Origin of the sequence: Pseudomonas sp. FEN, assembly GCF_904067045.1 — a bacterium.
GTDB lineage: Bacteria > Pseudomonadota > Gammaproteobacteria > Pseudomonadales > Pseudomonadaceae > Aquipseudomonas.
Genome location: NZ_CAJFDC010000016.1, coordinates 312,202 through 335,777, shown reverse-complemented (window position 1 = coordinate 335,777; position 23,576 = coordinate 312,202). Strand labels below are relative to the sequence as shown.

General features: G+C 62.5%; 12 protein-coding genes and 1 pseudogene. 8 read left to right on the top strand and 5 right to left on the bottom strand.

Annotated features, from left to right (window positions below):
• From PFEN_RS30715 to PFEN_RS19980, 5 genes are all read left to right on the top strand, one after another.
• Nucleotides 1-203 (top strand): hypothetical protein (locus PFEN_RS30715; protein WP_224771015.1); only part of this gene is annotated, 203 nt, incomplete at its 5' end.
• Nucleotides 204-672: 469 nt separating this feature from the next.
• On the top strand, nt 673-996 hold the full coding sequence (locus PFEN_RS19995) for a hypothetical protein (protein WP_224771014.1): 324 nt from the start codon (nt 673-675) through the stop codon (nt 994-996).
• Nucleotides 997-1,757: 761 nt separating this feature from the next.
• A complete protein-coding gene (locus PFEN_RS19990; protein WP_191488532.1) occupies nt 1,758-2,108 on the top strand; it encodes a hypothetical protein in 351 nt (116 codons plus the stop codon).
• A gap of 499 nt (nt 2,109-2,607) precedes the next feature.
• Nucleotides 2,608-3,048, top strand: a complete 441-nt coding sequence (locus PFEN_RS19985; RefSeq protein WP_191488531.1) for a hypothetical protein — start codon at nt 2,608-2,610, stop codon at nt 3,046-3,048.
• Between the two features lie 127 nt (nt 3,049-3,175).
• Nucleotides 3,176-4,417: a M20/M25/M40 family metallo-hydrolase gene (locus tag PFEN_RS19980; protein ID WP_191488530.1), complete on the top strand. Its 1,242-nt coding sequence runs from the start codon at nt 3,176-3,178 to the stop codon at nt 4,415-4,417.
• Nucleotides 4,418-4,482: 65 nt separating this feature from the next.
• On the opposite strand, the gene PFEN_RS19975 is transcribed toward PFEN_RS19980, so the two are convergent.
• The gene (locus PFEN_RS19975) at nt 4,483-4,770 is read right to left on the bottom strand and encodes a HigA family addiction module antitoxin (RefSeq protein WP_191488529.1); all 288 of its coding nucleotides are present in this window, start codon (nt 4,768-4,770) and stop codon (nt 4,483-4,485) included.
• 372 nt (nt 4,771-5,142) lie between these two features.
• Here PFEN_RS19975 and PFEN_RS19970 point away from each other — a divergent pair, with 372 nt between their 5' ends.
• From PFEN_RS19970 to PFEN_RS19960, 3 genes and pseudogenes are all read left to right on the top strand, one after another.
• Nucleotides 5,143-5,577 carry a hypothetical protein gene (locus PFEN_RS19970; RefSeq protein WP_224771013.1) on the top strand — a complete coding sequence of 145 codons (435 nt, stop codon included), beginning with the start codon at nt 5,143-5,145 and terminating at the stop codon, nt 5,575-5,577.
• Nucleotides 5,578-5,650: 73 nt separating this feature from the next.
• Nucleotides 5,651-6,135, top strand: a pseudogene (locus tag PFEN_RS19965) (RAD55 family ATPase); the annotation flags it as partial.
• Nucleotides 6,136-6,144: 9 nt separating this feature from the next.
• On the top strand, nt 6,145-7,170 hold the full coding sequence (locus PFEN_RS19960; RefSeq protein WP_191488528.1) for a sensor histidine kinase: 1,026 nt from the start codon (nt 6,145-6,147) through the stop codon (nt 7,168-7,170).
• Nucleotides 7,171-7,221: 51 nt separating this feature from the next.
• Here the strand turns inward: PFEN_RS19960 and PFEN_RS19955 are convergent, their stop codons facing one another.
• The 4 genes from PFEN_RS19955 to PFEN_RS19940 all read right to left on the bottom strand — a co-directional run bounded on the left by PFEN_RS19955 (nt 7,222) and on the right by PFEN_RS19940 (nt 23,574).
• Complete coding sequence (locus tag PFEN_RS19955; RefSeq protein WP_191488527.1) at nt 7,222-7,431, bottom strand: hypothetical protein; 210 nt, start codon at nt 7,429-7,431, stop codon at nt 7,222-7,224.
• An 11-nt stretch (nt 7,432-7,442) separates the two neighbouring features.
• A complete protein-coding gene (adeC, locus tag PFEN_RS19950) occupies nt 7,443-8,861 on the bottom strand; it encodes an AdeC/AdeK/OprM family multidrug efflux complex outer membrane factor (protein WP_191488526.1) in 1,419 nt (472 codons plus the stop codon).
• On the bottom strand, nt 8,861-9,688 hold the full coding sequence (locus PFEN_RS19945; RefSeq protein WP_191488525.1) for a helix-turn-helix transcriptional regulator: 828 nt from the start codon (nt 9,686-9,688) through the stop codon (nt 8,861-8,863). The genes adeC and PFEN_RS19945 overlap by 1 nt, the downstream gene beginning before the upstream one ends.
• A 284-nt stretch (nt 9,689-9,972) precedes the next feature.
• Entirely contained in the window at nt 9,973-23,574 is a 13,602-nt protein-coding gene (locus PFEN_RS19940) for a non-ribosomal peptide synthetase (protein WP_191488524.1), read from the bottom strand.
• Between the last annotated feature and the right edge of the window lie 2 nt (nt 23,575-23,576).

Genomic DNA, 23,576 nt, shown 5'->3' with positions numbered 1-23,576 from the left:
TTAGTGAGAATTATGGTCCGTTTCTTAGTATTTGTAATTGCTCTGATGTTGCGAGGCTAGAGGAGCTAATAGGTCGTAAGTATTATATTCCTTTCTGGACTGAGAAGAGGGGGCAGATTGATGGCGTTGATGTTATAGGATATTATTTTGGGCGTGCGGCTGACCCTAGAAAATTGCAAGAAATCTTGGATAGTGTTGATTAAGCAAGGTTGGTGTCCTTGGTGAGGTTTGTAGGGAAAGGTCTGACTGTTAGGTTAAATTAAGTATAAGTAGGGATTTAAGTAGGGATGGTGAGCTTTAATGGCTTCTATTTGTCGGTTAGCGGTCTGAGTTAAAGGTGGAGGTTGAATTGGTGGTCTTCTTGGTGATAGATCGCTAATAGGTCGAGCTGTGATTTCTATTTGGCCGGATTAAAGGTGATGATGTTGTTGTGAGTAAGCCTGATGGTTGGTTTGTAATCATTTTGAAAGATGGTTTGACTCAGGGCTCATCAGTAAAAAGTGCTCTTAAAGGAGTAGTGGAATAATGGCCGTCCCTGAACTGATAAGAACTTTGTTGCCAGGTGCTCTAGGCTAAATTTGTTATCGGTAAATATTTTGATGCATGTTTTTTCTGGGAAAAAAGATACATCTCCCCAGCAGGTGTGCCTTTTTTTTTGATGGTTACGTACCTATGCGAATGTATGGTGGTAACAATGGTGCGTCTCTGTGCTTGTCTTTGGGGGATGTTGTTGGAGTTGATCTTGGAGAGTATGGAGAACAGATTGTTGTTTGTGTTTCAGGTGAGCCTTGTTTTTCTCGTGTTGTGGGGCGATGCTTAGTGTCGGTTTCGACTATTCAATCATCAGTAGAAAATGAGTTAATTGGGTTGTTTTTTTTGTTTGATGATGAGGCGTGTTTGTCTATTCTGAATTTGGGTGATGAAATATTTGTTTATGGAAAAATTCCAGAGGATATTATCGCTGGTGAGGGGCTGAGTTTGACGTTGCTGAATTGATCGGTACAAAGGTTGCTGAGAATATCTAGACGCTGAAAGGGAGTTGTCTGGTTTTGTTGGGGGCAAGAGTCAGTCGTAAGCAGTTTTGAGGAATATTGATAGAGGTGGTTTTATGCCTAAATTTCGTGTTTTTTGTGGATTTTAGATTGCGACCGCCCAGACTATCGAGCTGCTTTCCGCGTCGTTGGCCGGTGGTGGAAGGAATAAATTTAGAGCTTATATTAAGGCGGAGTAAAGTTGACGCATTTGAATGGCGCTTGCTTAACCGTCATCGAGTATCAATTTTATCTGGTTAAGGCGAAAAGGAGACGCCCATTAGTTTGTCTCGAGTCAAGGCTGAAAGCCAACTCATCCTGCAGTTTTTAATTGCAGGACTTTCTCTCTTTCTCAACCTGACTGATTGAACCCGTCGAATCCGTTTCCTCGTCATTGGCTACGATCGAGTCGTGCCTGACACCCATGTGGATCAAGCAGTCGCGATACAGCGCGCGCCACCGTCCTCGAGACGCTGGTCCTGGAGCAGATAAGAGGGCTTCTGTGCAAGGACGACCTTGCGTTGATTGTGGGGCAGTATCAAGTCGTCAGGTTGCTGATCACATTGATCCACTTGTAGTGCAGTATTATCGGGATGGGGCGGTCGACTCGCAGGCTCAACGGTCGCTTGATGCTGTTCAGCCGCACTGCCCAAGTTGTTCGGCAAGCCAGGGCGGGCAGCTAGGGGCGTTTGGCAAGGCTATGAGAAAATATTTTGGATTCTGACGATGAAAGAGAATACGGAAGCGGTACAACGGGCAGTTTGTTTAAGGTTAGGCGTTGAATTTTTTTGGTGTGATCCGAATCATAAAGTTGGGATATCCCTTGACGTTAAGGATGGGGTACGTCCGTTGAATGGCATGCGAGTCAAACCCGAGCTTGGAACGTGCGGCTGGTATATATGGGCTGGAGAGGTACTTTCTGATGCTTCAGATTTTTTTGCTCCTTTGCATGTCTCGCACATTGAAAATTGGGAGCCCCTGCTGCTTCCATACTTGGGGCTTCCACCTGGATCAAGATTTCTCATCACGGAACAATACGAGGATGTCTGGTTCGACGACAAACTTCTCAGTATCTGACTGGTGATCGAGAAGACTAAAAAAGGAGGGACCGAAAAGGGGACGGATTTGAATGGCACTTACTTAACCCTTTCGGATTTCCATGTCTCCTGACCTCGCCCTTGCTGATCGACGCGTTTTCATCAGCATAGGGTAAGGCGTGGGTCTTCGCTTTGGAGTGCGTGGCTCAGCAGCGCTCAATCAATACGCGAAATGGCCTTCCGAAAAAACTCATATTTCCCACGCGTTTCAGTCGTGGGAGAATATTGCGTGCGCCAAACGCCAGGGCTACAGTCTGGTTGTCGCTGCAAATTCAGCGATACGGGTTTTGCAGCCCGGGTTTAAGAAGGCGCACAGTGCCGCGGAAGCGGTTTTTGTGCTCGCGTTATGGCGGGCTGTGCGCAGGAGGCTTCGGCCTACCGGTTCCTTCTTACCGGTCTGCAAACCTGTGTACGGCTCGCCACCTTTCGTTTTGCAGCGTGGAGATGACGAGTTCCCTAAGTTAAGAAGGAGCGTCACCATGTCAAAGAAAATCACCCCCGATCCACCGATCACCGGCAAAATCCGAAGTACCGCCGACAAAGACCTGTACCTGCGCAAACTCTCTGATACCTCTTCCAACGAGGCTGAGCCGGTCCCGACCGATACCCCTCGGCTGCTCGATACGCTGGCATTCACCTGCTCCAAACCCGTCACCCCTGAAGCCCCGTACAAACCCACGCTGTTCGCCATCCAACCCGGTATCAATGCCCAGGACGCGCTGACCTACGTGTCCAATCTGCTCGAAACGGCAGAACTCAATGGCGACGAAATCAGCCTGCATACCAACCCCGTCGAACGGGCGTTGTTCTGGGGCATGCTGCATTCGGTGGAAGTGGCCCGTGCGGTGGTGGATGCGCTGCTTGAGGACGCGCGCCCATCCAATCAGCCATCCCCCGGTAATGGACAACCAGCCAATTGATTGAACTCGTGAGAACATAAAACTGTTCACGGTTCTCCACTTATTAGAGAGATCAAGCGCTTGGCCGTTTGGTCTCTTTTTCGTTTAAGGTGGGTGCAACACTCCAACAAAAAACAAGGATCCGTTCATGACGTTCACTCTCCCTCGCACCGCACTGGCCACCACCCTCGGCCTGGCGCTCGCCTGTGGTTTCAGCGCCCCGGCCTGGAGCGCCGAACCTCACAAACCAATCCAGGCCGACGCCGAACAATACAAGGCCGAGGCTTTGAAGCTGCTGGAGCGCCTGGTGAATATCGATTCGGGTTCCGGCTACGAGCCGGGCCTGACCCAGGTGCGCGACATCGCCGTCGATGAGCTGAAAAAGCTCGGTGCCACTATCGAGTTGGTCCCCGACGCAAACGCCCACAACAGTCATGTACTCGCCACCCTCAAGGGCACCGGCAAGGCAAAAATCCTGTTGATGGCGCATATGGACACCGTGTTCAAGGAAGGCTCGGCCAGCGAGCGCCCATTTCACATCAAGGACGGCCGCGCCTATGGCCCCGGTGTGATGGATGACAAGGGCGGTATCGTCGCCGGGATCTATGCCCTCAAGGTGCTGAAGAACCAAGACTTCAAAGACTATGCGCAAATCACCTTCCTGCTCGACGCCAGCGAGGAAACCGGCTCGGAGAGCGCTTCCGAACTGATCCGGAAAACCGCCAAGGCCCACGATGTGACGCTGAACCTGGAACCCGGTCGTCCCGCCGATGGCCTGGTGGTCTGGCGCAAGGGCAGTGCCACTGCGCTGGTCGAGGTCAAGGGCAAGGCCGCGCATGCCGGCGTGGCCCCGGAACTGGGACGCAACGCGGCGATGGAGGCGGCCCATCAGATCCTGCAACTGAGCAAGCTGGGCGACGAAGAGAAGAAAACCACCATCAACTTCACCGTGCTCAAGGCCGGCGACCGGGTCAATGTGATTCCTGACCAGGCCACCGCCAAGGCCGATGTCCGGGCGGCCTTGCCGGAGGAGTTCGATCGGATCGAGAAGGATCTGGCGCGAGTCTCGGCCAACAAGCTGATTCCCGACACCGAGGTCAAGACCAGCTTGCTGCGCGGGCTACCGCCGATGCCGCAAACGCCTCAGTCCGACGCGCTGGTGACCATCGCCCAGGGCATCTACGGCGAACTCGGGCGCAAGCTGACCATCGAGGGCAGCGGCGGGGCGGCGGATGCCAGCCTGTCGGCCGGCGTGGGCACGCCGACGCTGGACGGCTTCGGGATTGTCGGCGGCAATATCCATACCCCCGAGGAATACGCCGAAGTGGAAAGCGTGGCCCCGCGTATCTATCTGCTGAGCCGGATGATCATGGAGCTGGCCAAGCGCTAGGTTTGGTTTTCTTGGATCGTTCCTGCTCAGCCGGGAACGATCTTGACGATGGGGCAGGGCGCGCCTCAGTTCACCTGGGCATAACGCTCGATAGGGGGTTGCTCACGATGTTCCGCCTGCCACAGATCGTAGTCTGCTTGGATGCTCAGCCAGAGACGTGCGGTACTGATCCCTGCACGCTCCAGTCTTACAGCGAGGTCCGGGCTGATGGGCGCATGACCATGTAAAATTCTCGAGAGCGTTTCTCGAGCAAAGCCCAGATGCCGAGCAAACTCGGTAATAGTGGTTCCCAGGCCAGGTATCACATCATCAAGAAGGATCCCACCAGGGTGAGGTGGATTGAACATGCCCATGAAGGACCTCCGTTCAGTGGTAGTCCAAGTAGTTGACCCATCCGACGCCTATTTCTCTTTCGAAGACCCTATGGGTTCCTTGAAAAGGGTTAACAACAAATCGAATTGATTCGAGCGAACCCATGATCCAGCCGAGACGGGCAGTTCCTCCATCAGACGCAGCCTAGGCCCTGGTGGAAATTTCTCTTATCGAAGCAGGCCAACGGTAAGTCGCGTGTAAGCCTCTTGTTGAGGACAGTGACGGGGCGGCGGATGCCAGCCTGTCGGCGGGACTGCCCCCTGAGCGCAGTTGCGATGCGCTATCAAATAGCGCCTTGGCCGCGTGCTATAGGGTGTACTATCAATATTCTGTCCATCAGATAGCCGTTAGCCATGTCCACGCTAAGCAAAGAGAGCCGCCAGATCGTAGCTTCTCTGGCGCACCGCGTTGGCCCCAACGCTGACATTGAAAAAGTCGCCCAGGCGATCATTGCCACCTTGCAAGAGATGGGCGCGGCCCTCACGCCTATCATTGGCCAGCAAGGCGTTGCCGCGCTTTATCGGCGCAGCCTCCACTTGTGCACCTCCACTCATCCACGCTTGGCCGGCACTTATGACAGTGCGCAGGCCGCCATGGAGCTGACGGTCCTCTCATCCGTACTCGTCGAGCAAAGCGAAACCGATGCGCTGTTTTTCGGTGAAGTGTTGCTGACCACTTATTACCAGTTGCTGACCACGCTGATCGGGCCCTCGCTTACCGCACGTTTGCTGAGTGGCGTGTGGGAACCTTCTTTGAGTGATACCCCTTCGCAGGAAAATTCCCCATGAGCTCCAAAGTGACTATCAACCGCCTGGCCACCGGCGTGCCAGGACTGGACGAGGTGCTGGGCGGAGGATTGCCGATTCGTTCCGCACCGTGGTGCTGGCCAGCCAGACCCAGGACAACCCGAACAACAACCTGCCGCAGTTCGTCCAGCAACTGGGCATGTTGATGACCACCTGGCAGGCGACGACCTTCCTGATCGGCGAGTACTTCACCGAAACCGATACCAAACCGATTTTTACCGTGGCCGACGGCCTGATAGCGCGGGGGTCAGTGTGTTGATGACCTCGGAGCTGGAAGACCGCTACACCGACCTGCGTTTCAGCCCTTACGGCACGGCGTTTCTCACCGATGCGATCATCGTCCAGCGCTATATTGAAGTACGGAGCCGCTTGTTGCGGATCATGGCCGTGGTCAAGGTTCGGGCCAGCGCCCACTCCGATGAGTTGCGTCTGTATCGAATCGACGATAACGGTTTGCAGATCGGCGAGATGTTGCCGGACCAGGAAGGCTTGCTGGGAGGGCGACCCACCTGGCGCGCGCCTCGAATCGACAAGGCGTGAGTCAAGCACATGAGCGAAGCCGATAGCAGGGAGGAAGGGGCGAAGACCATCGCCGTTCGCGAACTGCTCCTGCTCGGCCAGAAAACCGTTGAAGCACGCGCTGCGCTGGCGGCCCTGCAAAAGGAGTTGTGCGCTGTCAACAGCCGTCTGATTGACAGCCAGCAGGTCGAGCAACTGATCGAGGCCAACCAGCAATTGGTGTTGGCGATTCTCCTGGCGCAGTCCGATGCGCAAAAGCCCGAGCTTGCCTGGGAAGGACAGCGCTTGTACCTGGCGTTGCGCGAAGCCAACGAGCAATTGGTGATTGCCGCCCTCAGCGCCCAGCACCTGCAAGTCGCGGCCGAGCATGCGCTGGAACAGCAACGCAATGTGCTCACCCTGGTGGCCCATGAGCTGCGCAATCCACTGACCCCCATCAGCATGATTGCCGGTCGGCTGGTACGGGTGCCCAGCGAGGAACTGCCGCGCATGCAGCAGTTGCTCGAAGGCCAGGTGCGGCACATGTCTCGCTTGGTGGAAGACCTGCTCGACGTGTCACGTGCCAGTACCGGGAAGTTTCGCCTCGATCGTCGCCTGGTCGACATGGCACAGATTCTCCATGAAGCCATTGAAATCTGTAGCCCGGTGATGCTCGCTCACCACTTGCAGTTCAGCGCCGAGCTGCCCGAGTGCGGGTTGCTGATGGATGGCGATGCGGTCCGGCTCGCGCAGATTCTCGGCAACCTGCTGGGCAACGCGGCCAAATACACCCCCGCGGGGGGGACTGTCAGGCTTTCGGTCTCGACCGCGGCGGATGCGTTGGAGATCAGGATCTGTGATAGCGGCATCGGCATTTCCGCCAAGGCACTGCCCTTTATCTTTGAGCCTTTTGTGCAGGACGTTCATGCCATCGGTTTCAATGGCGCGGGCCTGGGTATCGGCCTGACGGTGGTGCGTGAGCTGGTCGAGGCCCACGGGGGAACCGTGACGGGCAAGAGCGAGGGTGATGGCAAGGGCAGCGAGTTTGTCGTGACGCTGCCGTTGGTGAAAGATTGAATTCTCATTAATACGAGCTGGCTGAAAGCCGCCGAGCGTCGCTGGCCGTGTTCAACCCGGATTGCTCGGCATCGGCTCCCGGGGCGCGGGGATCAGGTCGCGGGCGGCATAGAAGCCCTGCACCAGCCGGTTCTTGGCCCGGTACTCGCACAGCACCAGCAAGGTATCGGGGAGCTGGGAGATCGTCGAGCCGGGTCGGACCACCATGATCTTGCCGCCCGAGCGAAGTCGCACACGTGCCCCAGGTTCGAATGTCGTCATCTGCAATGACCTCACAAGGTTTTTTCGCTACGTTGCGTCCAGCCTCCGCCCAGTGCCTTGTACAGATTGACCTCGGCGGTCAGCTGGGCCAACCGGTCGGTGATCAGGGTCTGCCGGGCACTGAACAGCGAGCGCTGGGCGTCGAGAAAAGTCAGGCTGTTGTCGACGCCGATGCGATAGCGCCGTTCGGCCAGGCGGTAATATTCCTGGTTGGCCCGCACCAGATCGTTCTGCGCCTGCAACTGACTCTTGTAGGTCTGGCGTGCCGCCAGGCCATCGGAGACTTCCTGGAACGCGGTCTGGATCGATTTCTCGTACTGCGAGACGCGGATATCCTTCTGGATCTTCGAGTAATCCAGGCTCGCTCGCAGGCTGCCGGCGTTGAAAATCGGGAGATTGATCTGTGGTTGAAACAGCCAGCCTCCCGAGCCGCCCTTGAACAGTCCGGACAATTCGTTGCTGGAGGTGCCGGCGTTGGCGGTCAGGGTGATACTCGGGAAGAACGCCGCCCGCGCGGCACCGATGCTGGCGTTGGCCGATTGCAGCTGGTATTCGGCCTGGAGAATATCCGGGCGCCGTTGCAGCAGGTCCGAAGGCAGGCCCGCCGGCACTTCGGCCAGCCAGTCGGCGGCCAGTGGGCGGTCGGACGGGGTGTCCGCGACCGAGGCGCCGACCAGCAAGGTCAGGCTGTTGAGATCCTGGGCGACCTGGCGCTGAAAGGTCGCCAGGCTGGTCCTCGCGCTTTCCACCGAAGTGCGCGACTGGGCCAGGGCCAGGGCCGAAGTCGTACCGATCTGGTAGCTGCGCTCGGTCAGGCGCAGGCTCTGTTCGTAGGAGCCGAGAGTGTCCTGGGTCAATGCCAGCAGTTCCTGGTCGGCCCGCCAGGTCAGGTAGGCGTTGGCGACACTGGCCACCAGGCTCAACTGGGTACTGCGGCGCGCCTCTTCGCTGGACAGGTAGGTCAGGGCGGCCTGGTCACTGAGGCTGCGGATACGTCCGAACAAGTCCAGCTCGTAGGAACTGATACCCAGCGTTGCCGAGTAGCTGCCACTGGTCACCGCGCTGCCGGTTTGCGTCACGCTGGCCGGCTGGCGCTGGCGCGTGCCGGAACCCGTGGCGCTGATCGCCGGGAACAGGTCGGCGCGCTGGATGCGGTATTGCGCCTGATAGGCCTCGACATTGAGGGCCGCCACGCGCAAGTCGCGGTTGTTGAGCATGGCGCTTTCGATCAGTTGCTGCAGCAGCGGATCGCGGAACAGCTCGCGCCAGCCCACGTCCGCCGCCAGCGGGCCCGACAGGGCCGGGGCGTAGGCGGGGGCCTGGGGGTACTGTGCGGCGACCGGTGCAGTCGGGCGCTGGTAGTCGGGGATCAGCGAGCAACCGCCCAGGCTCAGCACGACGGCAACCCAGGGGCTCAGGGATCTGTTCATTATGCTCCTATCATCCACTTGGCCAAACCATGGCGCCCGCTGACACCCAGTTTGGCGGCGGAACGCTTGAGGTAGGTTTCGATGGAACTGTTCTTGACGCAGAGTTTTTCTGCGATCTCAGGTACCGTGCCGCCGGCCAGCAACCCCAGGCAGACCTCTTTTTCCCGCCCCGAAAGGTTGACCTCGCAGGCGTTCAGGCGCTCATTGAACTCGCGTTGCAGTTGCGTCTGTTCCACCGCCATCAAGGTGCGCGGGGTGGTCCCGGCAGGGCTTTTCGCAGTGGCTTGGCGGTGGGCACGGGCATGCCGCTCGGTCAACGGCAACAAGGTTTCCGAGAGGTATTTCAAAAAGGACAGCTCTTGCAGGGAGAAGTCGCGCTCCACCCGGGGGCGGTGCAGCGAGATCACACAACAACGGTTGGCCTTGCGCGAAATCAGGCTGCACTGATGGGAGGTGCCGAGGCAGTTATTGTCCTTCTCGTTTTTCATCCGCGCATTGAGGTGGATCAGCAGCGGGTCTTCCACTTCCAACACCCGCTTGACCAGGGGATGGTCGTTGCGGTGCTTGGCATTGGTCGGGCAAACCGCTTGCATTTGCGGGCTCAACTCCAGCCCCGCGGAGCCCAGCAGTTGTACATCGACAACCGCCGACTGGCTGTCGTCGACGGTCCATTCACTGAGTTCGACCCGGCTGACCGCCACCGAGGTGTTGATCAACTGGTGCATGTTGTTCAGAAAGTTCTCCTGTCCGACGCTGGAAACCAGTTTTCCCAGTTCCAGATAGAGATGGGCTTTCTCGACATCTTTGGTGTTCGTTCGTTGGTTCATATGCTGATCCTGCATATTTTAGAAGTGGCTTGCGATGCTGTCGTCGGGGTACGAAGTCCGTCCGTTCCCCCGGGACGCTCAAACCATTTCTTGCCTTGATACCCGGAAGTTCAGGTATCACCTGTGAATCCATCCACAAAAAACGATTCAGTCCGTAGTTGTAATTAAGCTCAGATAGGTAGGAAAAGTCTGTAGTGGAAAACAGGGACATCCTACGCTGCCGAGCTGGCGCTGTTTAGTTGTCGATGATTTTCTTGAGAATGAAAATTCTTCCCTGATACGACTCATGACCGGCCACCGTCTTTCAACGCCTGGGAAATGGCCTGCCCCAGCGCACTGACATAGGGCGTCTTGACCAACGTGTTGTGCGTCCCGGGCAGGGTTGTAAGGCTCACCGGGGTACCCAGCAGCGCGCCCCAACCGAGCATCGGGTCGTTGCGTTCCTGCCCACTCGCGGTAAACAGCGACAGCTTGAGCGGGGCGGGCGGGCTGACATAGGCGCCAATGGCCAGGCGTGTCGCATAGGCCACCGCGAGATGGCTGCGCAACAAACCGGCATCGACGTCCTGGGGCAGTTCCTCCGGCAGCAGGCGATGGGCCATGCACAGCGTCAGCATCGCCTCGATGGCCCCCTCCCGCGCCAGTTCGCGCAGTTGCCGGAGCAGCGTGGGATCGACCTGCTCGGGTAGCCAGGCCATCAGGAATTGCCCTTCGCTCAAGGACTCCGGCACCGCCTGATCCGGCCGGGCCGAGGCATCGATGATGCCGAGGAACTCCAAGGTCTCACCGCCGGCTTGCAGTTGACGGGCCATTTCATAGGCAATCAGGCCGCCGGCCGACCAGCCGCCAATCCGGTAGGGCCCTTGCGGCTGGACTTGACGAATCGCCGCCAGGTAGCGCGTCGCCATGGCCGCTACCTCGGTCAAGGGTATTTCTCCACTGGCCAAGCCACTGGCGGCGAGGCCGTAGACCGGCACCTGTGGGTCCAGCTCCGGGGCCAGATCGCGAACATATTGCACTTCGCCACCCAGGGGGTGGACCAGGAACAGCGGTCGCTGGGAGCCCGTGCGGCGGATCGGTACCAGGTTGCCGCGTGGACCCGAGCGGGCCTGGCCATCCAGGGTCCGGGCGAAACCGGCGATGGTCGGTTCGATGAACAGATCGCGCACCGCGATCGGCTTGCCGAGGACCTTGCGCAAGCGCGAGGCCATCTGCACCGCCATCAGCGAAATACCGCCGAGGCTGAAGAAATCATCATGCCGACTGACCTGTTCGAGCTTGAACAAGTCCAGCCAGAGGTTGGCGATGGCAATTTCGGTGTCGCCCCGGGGGGCTTCGTAAGGCTGTGCTTCGGACGGCGCGGCTTCGACAGTGGCGGGGAGCGCCATGGCATGGGCCGAGCGCGGCAGTGCCGGGGTGTTCTCCAGCACTTGGCCAATCGACTGCCGCGCGTCGCTCACCAGGTTTTCCAGGACCTTGGCAAACAGCTCGGCGATCGCCCGCGCGGTAGCGGTGTCGAACAGGTCGCTGGCGTATTGCAGGCTGCCGCCGATGTGTTCGGCGGTATCGACTAGCGACAACGACAGGTCGAATTGCGTGGTGCGGTGCGCGCTGTCCAGCGACTGCACTTGCAGCCCGGGCAGTTGCAGCGGCGCCGGTGGCGTGTTGTCCAGGCTCAGCATGACTTGGAACAGCGGGCTGTGGCTCATGCTGCGGGTCGGCTGCAGGGCGCTGACCACCTGTTCGAACGGCAGGTCCTGATGGCTGTAGGCCGCCAGGGTCAGGTCCTTGATCCGTCCGAGCAGGTCGCTGACCCGGGTGTCGCGTTCGGTGGCGACGCGCAGCGCCAGGGTGTTGGCGAAGAAACCGATCAAGGCTTCCAGCTCTGGACGCTGGCGGTTGGCGACCGGGGTGCCGACCACGATATCGGCCTGGCCGCTCAGGTGGCTCATCAGCACCGACCAGCCGGCCAGCAGCACCATGAACAGCGTGCTGCCCTGGGCCTGGCTGAAGGCCCGCAGATCGGCGCTCAAGGTCGGCGAGAAGACGCAGTTGACGATCCCCCCGGCATAGCTCTGGATGGCCGGACGCGGGCGATCCAGCGGCAGGTTCAGCAAGCTCGGCGCGCCTTCCAGGTGCTGGCGCCAGAAGTCGACCTGGGCTTGCAGCGCCGGGCCGTCGAGGGATTGGCGCTGCCAGGCGGCGTAATCCACGTATTGCAGGGCCAGGGCCGGCAACGGGTCCTTGTGGCCCTGGCTGAACGCGCTGTACAGCACGCTCACCTCATGGGCCAGGACGCTGTTGGACCAGCCGTCGGAGACGATGTGATGCAGGGTGATCAGCAGCACATGCTCGGCGTCGTCCATTTGCAGCAGCAGGCCGCGCAACAGTGGCCCCTGGTTCAGGTCGAACAGTTGGGTGGCATTGTCCTGGCCGAGACGCTCCAGAGTCGCCGCGCGTTTGTCTTGCGGCAGTGTGCGCAGGTCCTGCTGCGCCAGCGGGAAGCGGGTATCGGCCGGAGCGATTTTCTGCAGCGGTTCGCCATCCACCAGTTCAAAGCGGGTGCGCAGGGTTTCGTGGCGGGCCACCAGGCGATCCAGCGTGGCTTGCAGGGCCGCCTTGTCCAGCGAGCCGCTCAGGCGCAAGGCCATCGGCAGGTGGTAGGCGGCGCCGGCGGCGTGATCCAGGTGATCGAGGAACCACAGGCGTTGCTGGGAGAACGACAGCGGCAGACGCCCCGAGCGATTGGCCACGGGAATCGACTGTGCCTCGCTGGGTGCCGTGGCATTGACCAGCGCGGCCAGGCCGCGCACCGTCGGCGCATCGAACAGCTCACGCAGACTGATCCGCGCGCCGAGCTTGCGTCGCAGTCGCGAGAGCAACTGCACGGCCAGCAGCGAGTGACCGCCGAGTTCAAGGAAACCGTCGTTGCGCCCGACCTGATCCAGATGCAGCAAGCCTTTCCAGATTTCGGCGATAGCGATTTCGCTGTCGCCTTGCGGCGCCTCGTAGGCTTTGCTGGCCAGGGCGTCCTGGCCCGGCGCGGGCAGGGCACGACGGTCGAGCTTGCCATTGGCGGTCAGCGGCAGGGCTTCCAGATGGACGAAGGCGCTGGGCACCATGTACTCGGGCAGTCCGGCCAACAGCGCGCCGCGCAGTTGCTCGGCCGGCACCGGCTCGCCGCAGACATAGGCGACCAGGCGTTGGCTGTCCGATTCCCCCTGGCTGTCGTCGCGGGCGATCACCACCGCTTCGCGGATCCCCGGAACGGCCAGCAGGGCGTTTTCGATTTCACCCAGTTCAATCCGGAAACCACGGATCTTCACCTGGAAGTCGTTACGGCCCAGGTACTCGAGGGTGCCGTCGGCCAGCCAGCGGCCGAGGTCGCCGGTTTTGTACAAACGGGCATTCGCGACGTGGGAGAAGCGGTCGGCGATAAAACGCTCGGCACTCAGCTCAGCGCGATTGAGGTAACCACGGGCCACGCCGGCACCGCCGATATGGATTTCCCCGGCCACGCCCAGCGGCGCCGGTTCGCCACGGGCATCGAGGACATGCACCTGGACGTTGGCGATCGGCCGGCCGATGCTCGGTTTTTCACCGAGATCACGGATCAGGTCGAGGGTGGCGTCGACCGTGCATTCGGTCGGGCCGTACATGTTGTAGAAGCGGATGCTCGGGCAGTTGCGCAGCTTCTCCCAGGTGCTGGCATTGATCGCCTCGCCGCCCAGCAGCACGCTGATCGGCTGGTAGCTGCTGCGTTCCAGCAGGCCGGCGCAGAGCAGGGTATCGAGCTGCGACGGCGTGGAGTCGAAGGCGTGCACCTGATGTTGTTCGAGGAAGTCGAGCAACTCGCCGCCGCTGGCACGGATCAGTTGCGGGATGATCACCAGCTTGTGCCCGGAAAACAGCTGTGAGATGCCCTTGATCGACATGTCGAAGAAGAACCCGGCGTTGAGGGCCACGGTGGCTGGTGTCGGGCAATGCTGGTGGGTGGTGCGGCTCAGCACGTTCCAGAAGTTGAACACCGAACGGTGTTCGACCATCACGCCCTTGGACTGGCCGGTGGAGCCGGAGGTGTAGATGACGTAGGCGAGGTTTTCCGGCGTCAGGCCCGGGACTGTCGGGTTGTTATCGAAGGCTTCATCGTCGGCGGCACGCAGCGACTCGGCGGTATCGAGCCGCAACAGCGGCGTATCACCCGCTGGCAGGGTGAGTGCCGCCTGAGTCAGCAAGGCACGTGGCTGGCTGTCTTGCAGCATGAAGGCCATACGCTCGGCCGGGTGAGCTGGGTCGATCGGCACATAGGCGGCACCGGCCTTGAGCACGCCGAGCAGCCCGACAATCATCTCCAGGCTGCGTTCGGCGCAGATGGCCACGCGCTCGTCCGGTTGCACGCCGAGGGCCAGCAGTTGCCGGGCCAGATGGTTGGCGCGACGGTTGAGCTGGCGATAGCTGAGTTGGCGGTCTTCGCAAACCAGGGCGATGGCCTCGGGATTGGCGCGAACCTGGGTTTCGAACAAGGCATGGATCGGTTGGGCCTGGGCAAAGGTGCTGGCGGTGTTGTTGAAGTCCTTGAGCAGTAATTGCCGCTCGGCTTCGGGCAGCACTTCCAGGCTGCTGGCCAGGCGTGCCGGGTCTTGCTCAAGCGCATTGACCAACTCGGCAACGGCCTGGCCCAGATAGGCGGCGATGCGCCGTGGATCGATCCCGCTGATCGATTGCGCGGTCAGGGAGAAGCCGCTGGCCACGTTGGCCACGGCAATCTCGATCGGGTAGTTGGTGCGGGTTTCCGAGGCGATGAAGTGGATGCCCTCATGCTCGTCCATGTCCTCGACGTTCTCCCCGGAGGCGTTCACCAGGTCGCCGTGACGGCAGTTGAGGATCACCGTGAACAACGGCAACGACGCATCCACCGCGCTGCAACGCTGGGCCAGGGCCAATGGCGCCTGTTCGTGGGTCAAGAGTTCACTGAGCTGCTGGTAGGCGTCCTGGACGATATCGCGCACGCTGTGGTGTTGCAGGCGAATACGCATCGGCAAGGTATTGATGAACATCCCCAACGCATGGTCGGCACCGCTGGTGCCTTGGGAACGCCCGGACAGCACGGTGCCGAAAATCCCGTCGTCGCGTCCGCTGGTGGCCGCGACCACCAGGCCCCAGGCCGCATGGAACAGCACCGAGGTCGGTACCCCCTGGGCCCGCGCGGTGCGATAGACCCGGGCGCTGAGATCTTCACTCAAGTGCTGTACCGCGCGTTGGATCCCGGCGCCGTTGCCGTGCACATCGAGCACGCCATAGGGCGCGGTGGTAGCGTCGACATCGGCCAGCAGGCGGCGGAAGTAGGCCTCATGCTCGGCCTGGGAGACACTGGCGGCCTGGGCGATGAAGTTACGGTACGGCTGCGACGGCGGCAGGCTGTCGGCCTGGCCGGCGAGCACCGCCTGGATCTCCAGCATGATCAGGCGCAGGGTGACGTTGTCGCTGACCAGGTGATGGTCGAGCAACGCCAGCAGCCACTGTTCACGCTGGTCATCGTAGGTGATGTAGGCGGCAATCAGCGGCGCCTGTTGCAGGTCCAGGCGCAGATGATGGGTATCGGTGCGCTCGCGCAACTTCTCCAGGGCATCCTCACCGGGCGCGTTGTCCAGCGTGATCACCGGCAGTTGGGCGCGCCGATGGACCACCTGCACCGGTTGCGGCAGGCCGTGCCAGCGCAAGGCGCTGCGCAGGATGTCATGGCGGTCGATCACCACCTGCACCGCGGCGAGGAAGTTGTCGAGCAGCGCGCGGGTGCTGAAGGTCACCACGGTGCGCATCAGGTAGGCATCGCCTTCGGACTGCAACAGGTGGTGGAAGAGGATGCCTTCCTGCAAGGATGACAGCGGGTAGATGTCCTGTACGTTGGCCGCGCCGCCCGGAACATCGGCGGTTATTTGTTCTATTTCCTGCTGACTCAGCGTCACCAGCGGCAGCATCCGCGGGGTCAGCGCCGTGCAGTCGGCGGGGATCAGGTTGGCCGGGACCACCCGTTCGGCGCTGCCGCCGCCGGCGAGGACGGTGGCCATGCCTTGCAGGGTCGGCGCCGCGAACACGCTGCGCACATCCAGCAACAGGCCGGCCTGGCGCAGGCGCTCGATCAGGCTGATGACCAGGAAGGAATGACCGCCGAGTTCGAAGAAGTGATCCTGGCGACCGACCCGTTCGACACCGAGCAATTCCTGCCAGGCGCAGGCCAGGGTGGTTTCGATCGCCCCCAGCGGTGCTTCATAGTGGCGGCTGACGGCGGCGGACAGGTCCGGTGCCGGCAGGGCCGCGCGGTCAAGCTTGCCATTGGTGGTCAGCGGCCAGGCCGCGAGGGTCACGAAAGCGCTGGGCAGCATATGTTCGGCCAGCACGCTGGCCAGTTGGCTGCGCAGGGCCGAGGCCTCGGGAGCGCTACCGTCTTCGGCGATCAGGTAGGCCACCAGGCGTTTGTCGCCGGGCTGGTCCTCACGCACGATCACCAGGGCTTCGCGGACTTCGGCACAGGCCAGCAATTGCGCCTCGATCTCACCCAGCTCGATACGGAAGCCGCGAATCTTGATCTGCGAGTCGTTGCGGCCGACGTAGACCACGCCGCCATCGGCGCGGTAGCGGGCCACGTCGCCGGTGCGATACAGGCGCGCGCCGGGCACATCGGAGTAAGGGTCGGCGATAAAGCGTTCGGCGTTCAGCGCGTCACGGTTCAGGTAATGCCGGGCGACCCCGGCGCCACCGATGTAGATCTCGCCGTTGATGCCCACCGGCACCGGTTGCTGGTAGTCATCGAGGATGCGCAGGCACAGGTCCGGCAGTGCCGGGCCGATCAGGCTCGGCGCGCCGGCGTCGATCTCGGCCTGGCTGACCGGGTAGTAGGTGGCGTGCACGGTGATCTCGGTGATGCCGTACATATTCACCAGGCGGGTGCGCGACAGCGGGGTACTCGCGGTCCATGGCCGCAGGCTGCGGAAATCCAGGGCCTCGCCGCCGAAGATCACCTCGCGCAGGGCGTGCTCTTCCTCACTGCGGGCGCGGGCTTCGATAAACTGGCGGAAGGCACTCGGCGTCTGGTTCAACACGCTGACCTGTTGCTGGCAGACCAGCGCGTAGAAGTCATCCGGCGAACGGGCCACGTCGCTCGGCACGATCACCAGCTTGCCGCCATGACTCAGGGCGCCCCAGATTTCCCAGACCGAGAAGTCGAAGGCGAAGGAGTGGAACAGCGTCCAGGTGTCGTGGTGGTCGAAGTCGAACAGCTCGGCGCTGGCATCGAACAGCCGCGCGACGTTGCCGTGCTCCACCAGCACGCCTTTGGGCAAACCGGTGGAGCCCGAGGTGTAGATCACGTAAGCCAGGTGGCGCGGCGCCAGGCCCAGCTCTTGCGCTTGCGGGTTAAGGTCCAGGCTGCTGTCGGTGGCAGCGTCTTCGCGGTTCAGTTCGTCGAGTTTCAGTACCGGTACGTTGTGCGCCAGCAGGGTGTCAAGGCAGGCCGACTGGGCCAGCAGCGCCACTGGTGCGCTGTCGTCGAGCAGATAGCCGAGGCGCTCGGCCGGGTAGGCCGGGTCCAGCGGCAAGTAGGCGGCGCCGGCCTTGAGCACCGCGAGCACCGCGCAGAGCATGTCGACGCCACGCAAGGCGAGGATTGCCACCCGATCGTCCGGGCGCACCCCCTGGGCGAGCAGGGCACGGGCAATGCCGTTGGCACGGCGGTTGAGGGCCTGGTAAGTCAACGTCTGTTCGCCGAAGACCAGGGCGATTCGCTGCGGGTGATTGGCCGCCTGGGTTTCGAAGCGCTGGTGAATCAGTGGCCCCGTGCTGAATAGCGTCTTGGGTGGCAGCAGCGCCGGCGAGGCCAGGCGCTGCGCCGGGCTGAGCAATGGCAGCGCGAATACCGGCTGTGCGGCGTCGCTGATCATGGCGTCGAGGAGGATCTGGAAATGCTGGGCGAAGCGCTCGACGGTCGAACGGTCGAACAGGTCGCTGGCGTACTCGATCACCCCGGCCAGGCTGCCGTCGGCGTTGCCGAGTGTCAGCATCAGGTCGAATTGCGCGGTTTCATGGGCCTGGGCCACGGGCACCAGGCTCAAGCCCGGCAGGCTCAGTTCGCCGCCGGCCGGGGTATTGTCCAGCGACAGGGCGACCTGGCACAGCGGGTTGTGGCTCAGTGAGCGCGGTGGCTGCAAGGCCTCGATCACTTGCTCGAACGGAATATCCTGGTGTTCGTGGGCGGCCAGGGTGGTCTGGCGGACCTGTTCGAGCAGTTGCGCCACGCTCGGGTTCTGCCCCAGGTCGATGCGCAGGGCCAGGGTGTTGACGAAGAAACCGATCAGGTTTTCGGTTTCGCCGCGGCCACGGTTGGCGGTCGGCACGCCGATCACCACGTCGCGTTCGTTGCCCAGGCGTGCCATCAGCACCGACCAGGCGCTGAGCAGGGCCATGAACAGGGTGATGTTGTGGAACTGGCAGAAGCGTTCCAGGCGTTGGTACAGCGCCGCATCGATCTGCACCGGTACGTCGCCGCCACGGTAGCTCTGCACCGCCGGGCGTGGCCGGTCGGTGGGCAGGGACAGCAGCGCCGGGGCGCCGCCCAGGTGCCCGCGCCAGAACTCGGCTTGCTCGGCCAGGCGCTCGCCGGTGAAGGTGCGGCGCTGCCAGGCGGCGTAGTCGGCATACTGGATCGACAGGGCCGGCAGCGGGTCTTCCTGCTGTTGGCTGAAGGCCTGGTAGAGGGCGGCGAACTCCTTGACCAGCACTCCCACCGACCAGCCGTCGGAGATGATGTGGTGCTGGGTGATCAGCAGGATGTGCTCGTCATCCGCCAGGCGCAGCAGGCGCCCGCGAATCAGCGGGCCCTGGCCCAGGTCGAAGGGCGCCAGGGCCTCGCTGTTGCCGATGCGCGCGGCACTGAGGCTGGCCTGTTCGTAGGACAGCGTGCGCAGGTCCTGTTCGGCCAGGGTGAAACCGCAGTCCGCCGGGGCGATGACCTGCACCGGCTGTTCGCCGTGACGTGCGAAGGTAGTGCGCAGGCTTTCGTGACGCGCCACCAGGCGGTCGAGCGCGGCCTTGAGCGCGGCCCGCTCGAGATCGCCGCGCAGCAGCAGCGCCATCGGCATGTGGTAGGCGCTGCTGGCGTCGGGATCGAGCTGATCGAGGAACCACAGGCGTTGCTGGGAGAACGACAGCGCCAACGGCGCGTTACGCCCGATGGCTTCGATGCTGTCGCTCGCGGCCGCTGGCAGGCCGGTGACCACCCGTGCCAGTTCGGCCACGCTCGGATGACTGAACAGCTGGCGCAGCATCATCTCGCCGCCCAGTTGCTGGCGTACCCGGGCCACCAGTTGCGCGGCCAGCAGGGAGTGGCCGCCGAGTTCGAAAAAGCTGTCATGGCGGCCCACGCGCTCCAGGCCCAGCAGTTCCTGGAAGATCCGCGCCAGGGCCAGTTCGGTGGCGCCTTCGGGGGCGCTGTAGCCGCGTTCGGACATGGCGTCCAGGTCCGGTGCCGGCAGCGCGTCCTGGTCAAGCTTGCCGTTGCCGGTCAGCGGGTAGGCCGCCAGGCTGACAAAGGCACTCGGAATCATGTAGTCGGGCAGGGTCGCGCCCAGTTGCTTGCGCAACGCCGCCACTTCCAGGCGTACCGCCGCCCGGGGAATCAGGTAGGCGATCAGCCGCTTGCCCTGGCTGGCGTCATCGCGGGCCAGCACCCGGGCCTCGCGCACGCCGTCACAGGCCAGCAGCTTGGCCTCGATTTCCCCCAGTTCGATGCGGAAACCGCGAATTTTCACTTGGGCGTCCATCCGTCCCAGGTGAATGATCTCGCCGTTGTCGAGCAACTTGCCGAGGTCGCCGGAGCGGTACAGGCGCTCGCCGGGACGTAGCGGGTCGGCGATAAAGCGTTCGGCGCTCAGTTGCGCACGGTTCAGGTAACCACGACCGACCCCGAGCCCGCCGACGCAGATTTCCCCGGCCACGCCGATCGGCAGCAGGCGCTGCTGGGCGTCGAGGATATAGGCCACGGTGGTCGGGATCGGTTGGCCGACATTGGAGATGCCGGCGGCGATATCCGCCGCGTCGATGGCCTTGTAGGTCACGTGCACGCAGGTTTCGGTGATGCCGTACATGTTCACCAGCGCCACATGGGCGAAGGCCCGGTGGAAGGCGTCGAGCTTGCCCGGCTCCAGGCTTTCACCGCCAAAGATCACGTAGCGCAGGTGTTCCAGATGCACATCGGCGCGGGCCAGGGCGGCGGCGCTGAGCTGCAGGAAGGCTGATGGGGTCTGGTTGAGCACCGTCACCTGTTCGCGTTCGAGGAAATCCAGCAGTTGCGTCGGATCGCGACGCAGGGCCTCGGGGACCAGAGTCAGGCGGCCACCGTGGAGCAGGGCGCCGTACATCTCCCAGACCGAGAAGTCGAAGGCATTGGAGTGGAACAGCGACCAGACATCCCCTGCATTGAAGGCGAACTCCGAGCGACTGTTGTGCAGCAGGCGCACCACGTTGCGGTGCTCCAGCAGCGCGCCCTTGGGTTCGCCAGTGGAGCCCGAGGTATAGATCACGTAGCAGAGGTGGTCCGGGGCATTGCGGTTTGGCAGGTTGGCCGCGCCCTCGGCATTGTTGTATGCCGCTTCGCTCGACTCGGGGGCGAAGACTTCGATGCCGAGCGCCAGCAGGGCCGGGCTCATGTCCTGGCCAGCGACGGCCTTGCGGGCGCCGCTGTCGCGCAGCACATAGGCGATGCGCTCGGCCGGCGAGCCCGGGTCGATCGGCACATAGGCGGCGCCGGCCTTGAGCACCGCCAGGGTGGCGACGATCATCGCCAGCGAGCGCTCGAGGACAATCGCCACCAATTCCTGTGGCTGCACCCCGGCGTTACGCAAGCGATGCGCCAGGCGGTTGGCCTGCTCGTTGAGCTGGCGGTAGCTCAGGCGTTCCTCGCCGAGATTGACGGCGATATTGTCCGGGGTCAGGCGGGCCTGTTCCTCGAAGATCTGCTGCAGGGTCAGGCTGTCGGGCCAGGCGGCTTCGGTATTGTTGAAGTCGAGGATCTGCCGTTGGCGCTCGGCCGCATCCAGCAGGACAACGTCGTCGACGCGCTGTTGCGGCGTCTCGACAAAAGCCTGCAGCAGACGCACGTAATGGCGCATCAGCTGGCGAATGAATTCAGGGTCGAAGAAGTCGGCGTTGTAGGCCAGGTGGCCGTTCCAGTGCTGCTCGCCGGCACTGATCAGCAAGTGCAGGTCGTTCTTGCCGTAGCCCAGGTTGGTTTCCAGGCTGTTCACTTCCAGTCCGGCGACCAGGCTGCGGGTGTCGCGGCTGTACTGGAAGTTGAACAGCACATCGAACAGCGCGGTGCGGCTCATGTCCTTGGCCGGGTTGAGGGCCAGGACCAACTGGTCGAACTGCATATGCCGATGGCGGCGCGCATCGGCCAGGCTGCTGGCGGTCTGCTCGAGCAGGGCTTGCAGGGTGGTCTCGTTATCGCAGGCGGAGCGGATCACCAGCAGGTTATCGATGGGGCCGACCACGTCTCGCAGGACCGCTTCGCGGCAGGCCGCCGTGGTGCCGATGACCAATTCGGCATGCCCGGCGTAGCGTCGCAGCAGGGCGGTGAAGGCACTCAGGGCCAGGCTGTCGGCACTGACGCCGACTGCCCGGGCCAGGTCTTCCAGGCGCCGGGCCAGTACCGCCTCGATGACGAACTCGTGGGTGGCTTCGGCGAACACATGCACCGCCGCCCGTGGGCGGTTGAGTGGCAGTTCCAGGGCTTGCAGCTTGCCGCGCAGTTGATAGCGCCAATAGGCCCGCAGGTTTTCCTGTACGGCGGCCGGCAACTGGCGTTGCCAGGCGGCGAAGTCGCGGTAACCCAGGGACAGTTCCGGCAGCGTCGCCTCACGTTCGGCACAGGCGGCTTCATAGAGTGCCAGCAGGTCGCGTTTGATCAGTTGCATCGAAGTGCGGTCTGCCAGCAGGTGATGCACGGCTAGGGCCAGCACGGCGTTTTTCGCGTCGCCGCGTACCAGGGTCGCGCGCACCAGGCTGCCGCCATTCATCTCCAGCGGACGACGGGTTTCGGCCAGGGCGCGGCGGCTCATTTCTCCTGGGCTGCTCTGGAGCTGTTCCAGCGTGAGGCTGGCGCTACCATCGAAACTCTGCCAGGCGCTGGCGCCGTCGGAATGTACCCGGCAGCGCAGGATGGCGTGGCGCGCGAGCAACCCGTCGAGGGCGGTTTGCAGGGCCGCGACCTGCAGTTCGCCGTACAGCTCCAGCAACAGCGCGACGTTGTGGTAGACCGGGTTGGCCTCGTACAGGTAACCGCTTTCGAAGGTGTCGACGAACCAGACCCGTTCCTGGTGGTAGGACAGTGGCAGCCGCGCCGGGACCGGCGCCAGCGCGCTGATTTCTGGCAGGGCCAGGGCCGGGTCGAGCTCCAGGTCGCCGATACGGGTTTGCGCTGCTTCGGTGAAGCAGCGCAGCAGGCGCTCGAAGCGCGCCGCCAGGCGTTCGATGGTACTGGCGTCGAACAGCGCGGTGGCGTACGACAGGCTGCAGGACAGGCTCGAGCCGCCCTCGTCGATATGCAACGACAGGTCGTGCTGGGTGTTGTCCTTGTGCGATGACAGGAACTCCAGGCTCAGCCCCGGCAACTGCAACTGCCCGCCGGCACCGCCGGCGTTGGAGTAGAGCATGGTCTGGAACACCGGGCTGTGGCTGGCGCTGCGCGGTGGCTTGAGGGCTTCGACGATCTGTTCGAACGGCGTGTCCTGGCGGCTGGCGGACTCCAGCAGCAGTTCCTTGACCTGTTGCAGCACCTGGTCGAGGGTCGGGTTGGCGTCCAGGCGCACGCGCAGGGCCAGGGTATTGACGAAGCAGCCGATCAGCGCCTGCACGTCCTGGCGGTCGCGGTTGGCGGTCACGGTGCCGATCACCAGGTCCTGTTGGCCGCTGATCCGGCCGAGCAATACCGCCCAGGCGGCCATCAGGGTCATGAACGGGGTCGCGGCGCGGGACTGGGCGAAGCGCGTGATGGCCGCGGACAGTGCCACGGGCAGGTCGAAGCCGAGGGTTTCGCCACGGTAGCTCTGCACCGCCGGCCGTGGCCGGTCGGTGGGCAGCGAGAGCAAGGCCGGGGCCCCGGCCAGATGACTGCGCCAGAACTCCACGTGCTGGCTCAGGCGCTCACCTTCCAGGTGCCGACGTTGCCAGGCCGCGTAGTCGGCGTATTGCAGGGCCAGGGCCGGCAGGGGATCGGCCTGGCCGCTGCTGAAGGCCTGGTACAGCGCGGCGAATTCCTTGACCAGCACACCAATCGACCAACCGTCGGAGATGATGTGGTGCTGGGTGATCAGCAGGCGGTGCTCATCGTCGGCCAGGCGCAGCAGGCTGCCACGGATCAGCGGCCCGTGGAGCAAGTCGAACGCTGCCGTCGCTTCCTGTTCGCTCAGTTCGGCGGCCTGTGCTTCGGCCTGTTCCCGGGGCAGCTGGCGCAGATCGTGTTCCACCAGGCTGAAACCGCAATCGGCCGGGGCGATGACTTGCACCGGCTGCTCGCCGTCGCGGCGGAAGGTGGTGCGCAGGCTTTCATGACGGGCCACCAGGCGATCCAGGGCGGCCTTGAGTGCGTTGTGGTCAAGGCTGCCGCGCAGCACCAGGGATGCCGGCATGTGGTAGGCGGCGCTGGCCGTCGGGTCCAACTGGTCGAGGAACCACAGGCGTTGCTGGGCGAACGACAGCGCCAACGGACCTTCGCGGTCCACGGCAACCATGTCGTCCTGGGGGGTATCGACGCTCCGCGTCGCGCCGCGCTGCTTGAGCAGGCGCAGCATGGCGGCACGTTTCAACTGGTCGAGACTATCGTTATGTGAGTTCAATT

Excerpts from the sequence above, each read along its gene's own strand:
- PFEN_RS19945 (WP_191488525.1), bottom strand. The coding sequence starts at position 9,688 with ATGAACCAACGAACGAACACCAAAGATGTCGAGAAAGCCCATCTCTAT.
- PFEN_RS19970 (WP_224771013.1), top strand. The coding sequence starts at position 5,143 with ATGTCCACGCTAAGCAAAGAGAGCCGCCAGATCGTAGCTTCTCTGGCG.
- PFEN_RS19995 (WP_224771014.1), top strand. The coding sequence starts at position 673 with ATGCGAATGTATGGTGGTAACAATGGTGCGTCTCTGTGCTTGTCTTTG.
- PFEN_RS19990 (WP_191488532.1), top strand. The coding sequence starts at position 1,758 with ATGAAAGAGAATACGGAAGCGGTACAACGGGCAGTTTGTTTAAGGTTA.
- PFEN_RS19975 (WP_191488529.1), bottom strand. The coding sequence starts at position 4,770 with ATGGGCATGTTCAATCCACCTCACCCTGGTGGGATCCTTCTTGATGAT.
- PFEN_RS19960 (WP_191488528.1), top strand. The coding sequence starts at position 6,145 with ATGAGCGAAGCCGATAGCAGGGAGGAAGGGGCGAAGACCATCGCCGTT.
- PFEN_RS19985 (WP_191488531.1), top strand. The coding sequence starts at position 2,608 with ATGTCAAAGAAAATCACCCCCGATCCACCGATCACCGGCAAAATCCGA.
- PFEN_RS19955 (WP_191488527.1), bottom strand. The coding sequence starts at position 7,431 with ATGACGACATTCGAACCTGGGGCACGTGTGCGACTTCGCTCGGGCGGC.
- adeC (WP_191488526.1), bottom strand. The coding sequence starts at position 8,861 with ATGAACAGATCCCTGAGCCCCTGGGTTGCCGTCGTGCTGAGCCTGGGC.
- PFEN_RS19980 (WP_191488530.1), top strand. The coding sequence starts at position 3,176 with ATGACGTTCACTCTCCCTCGCACCGCACTGGCCACCACCCTCGGCCTG.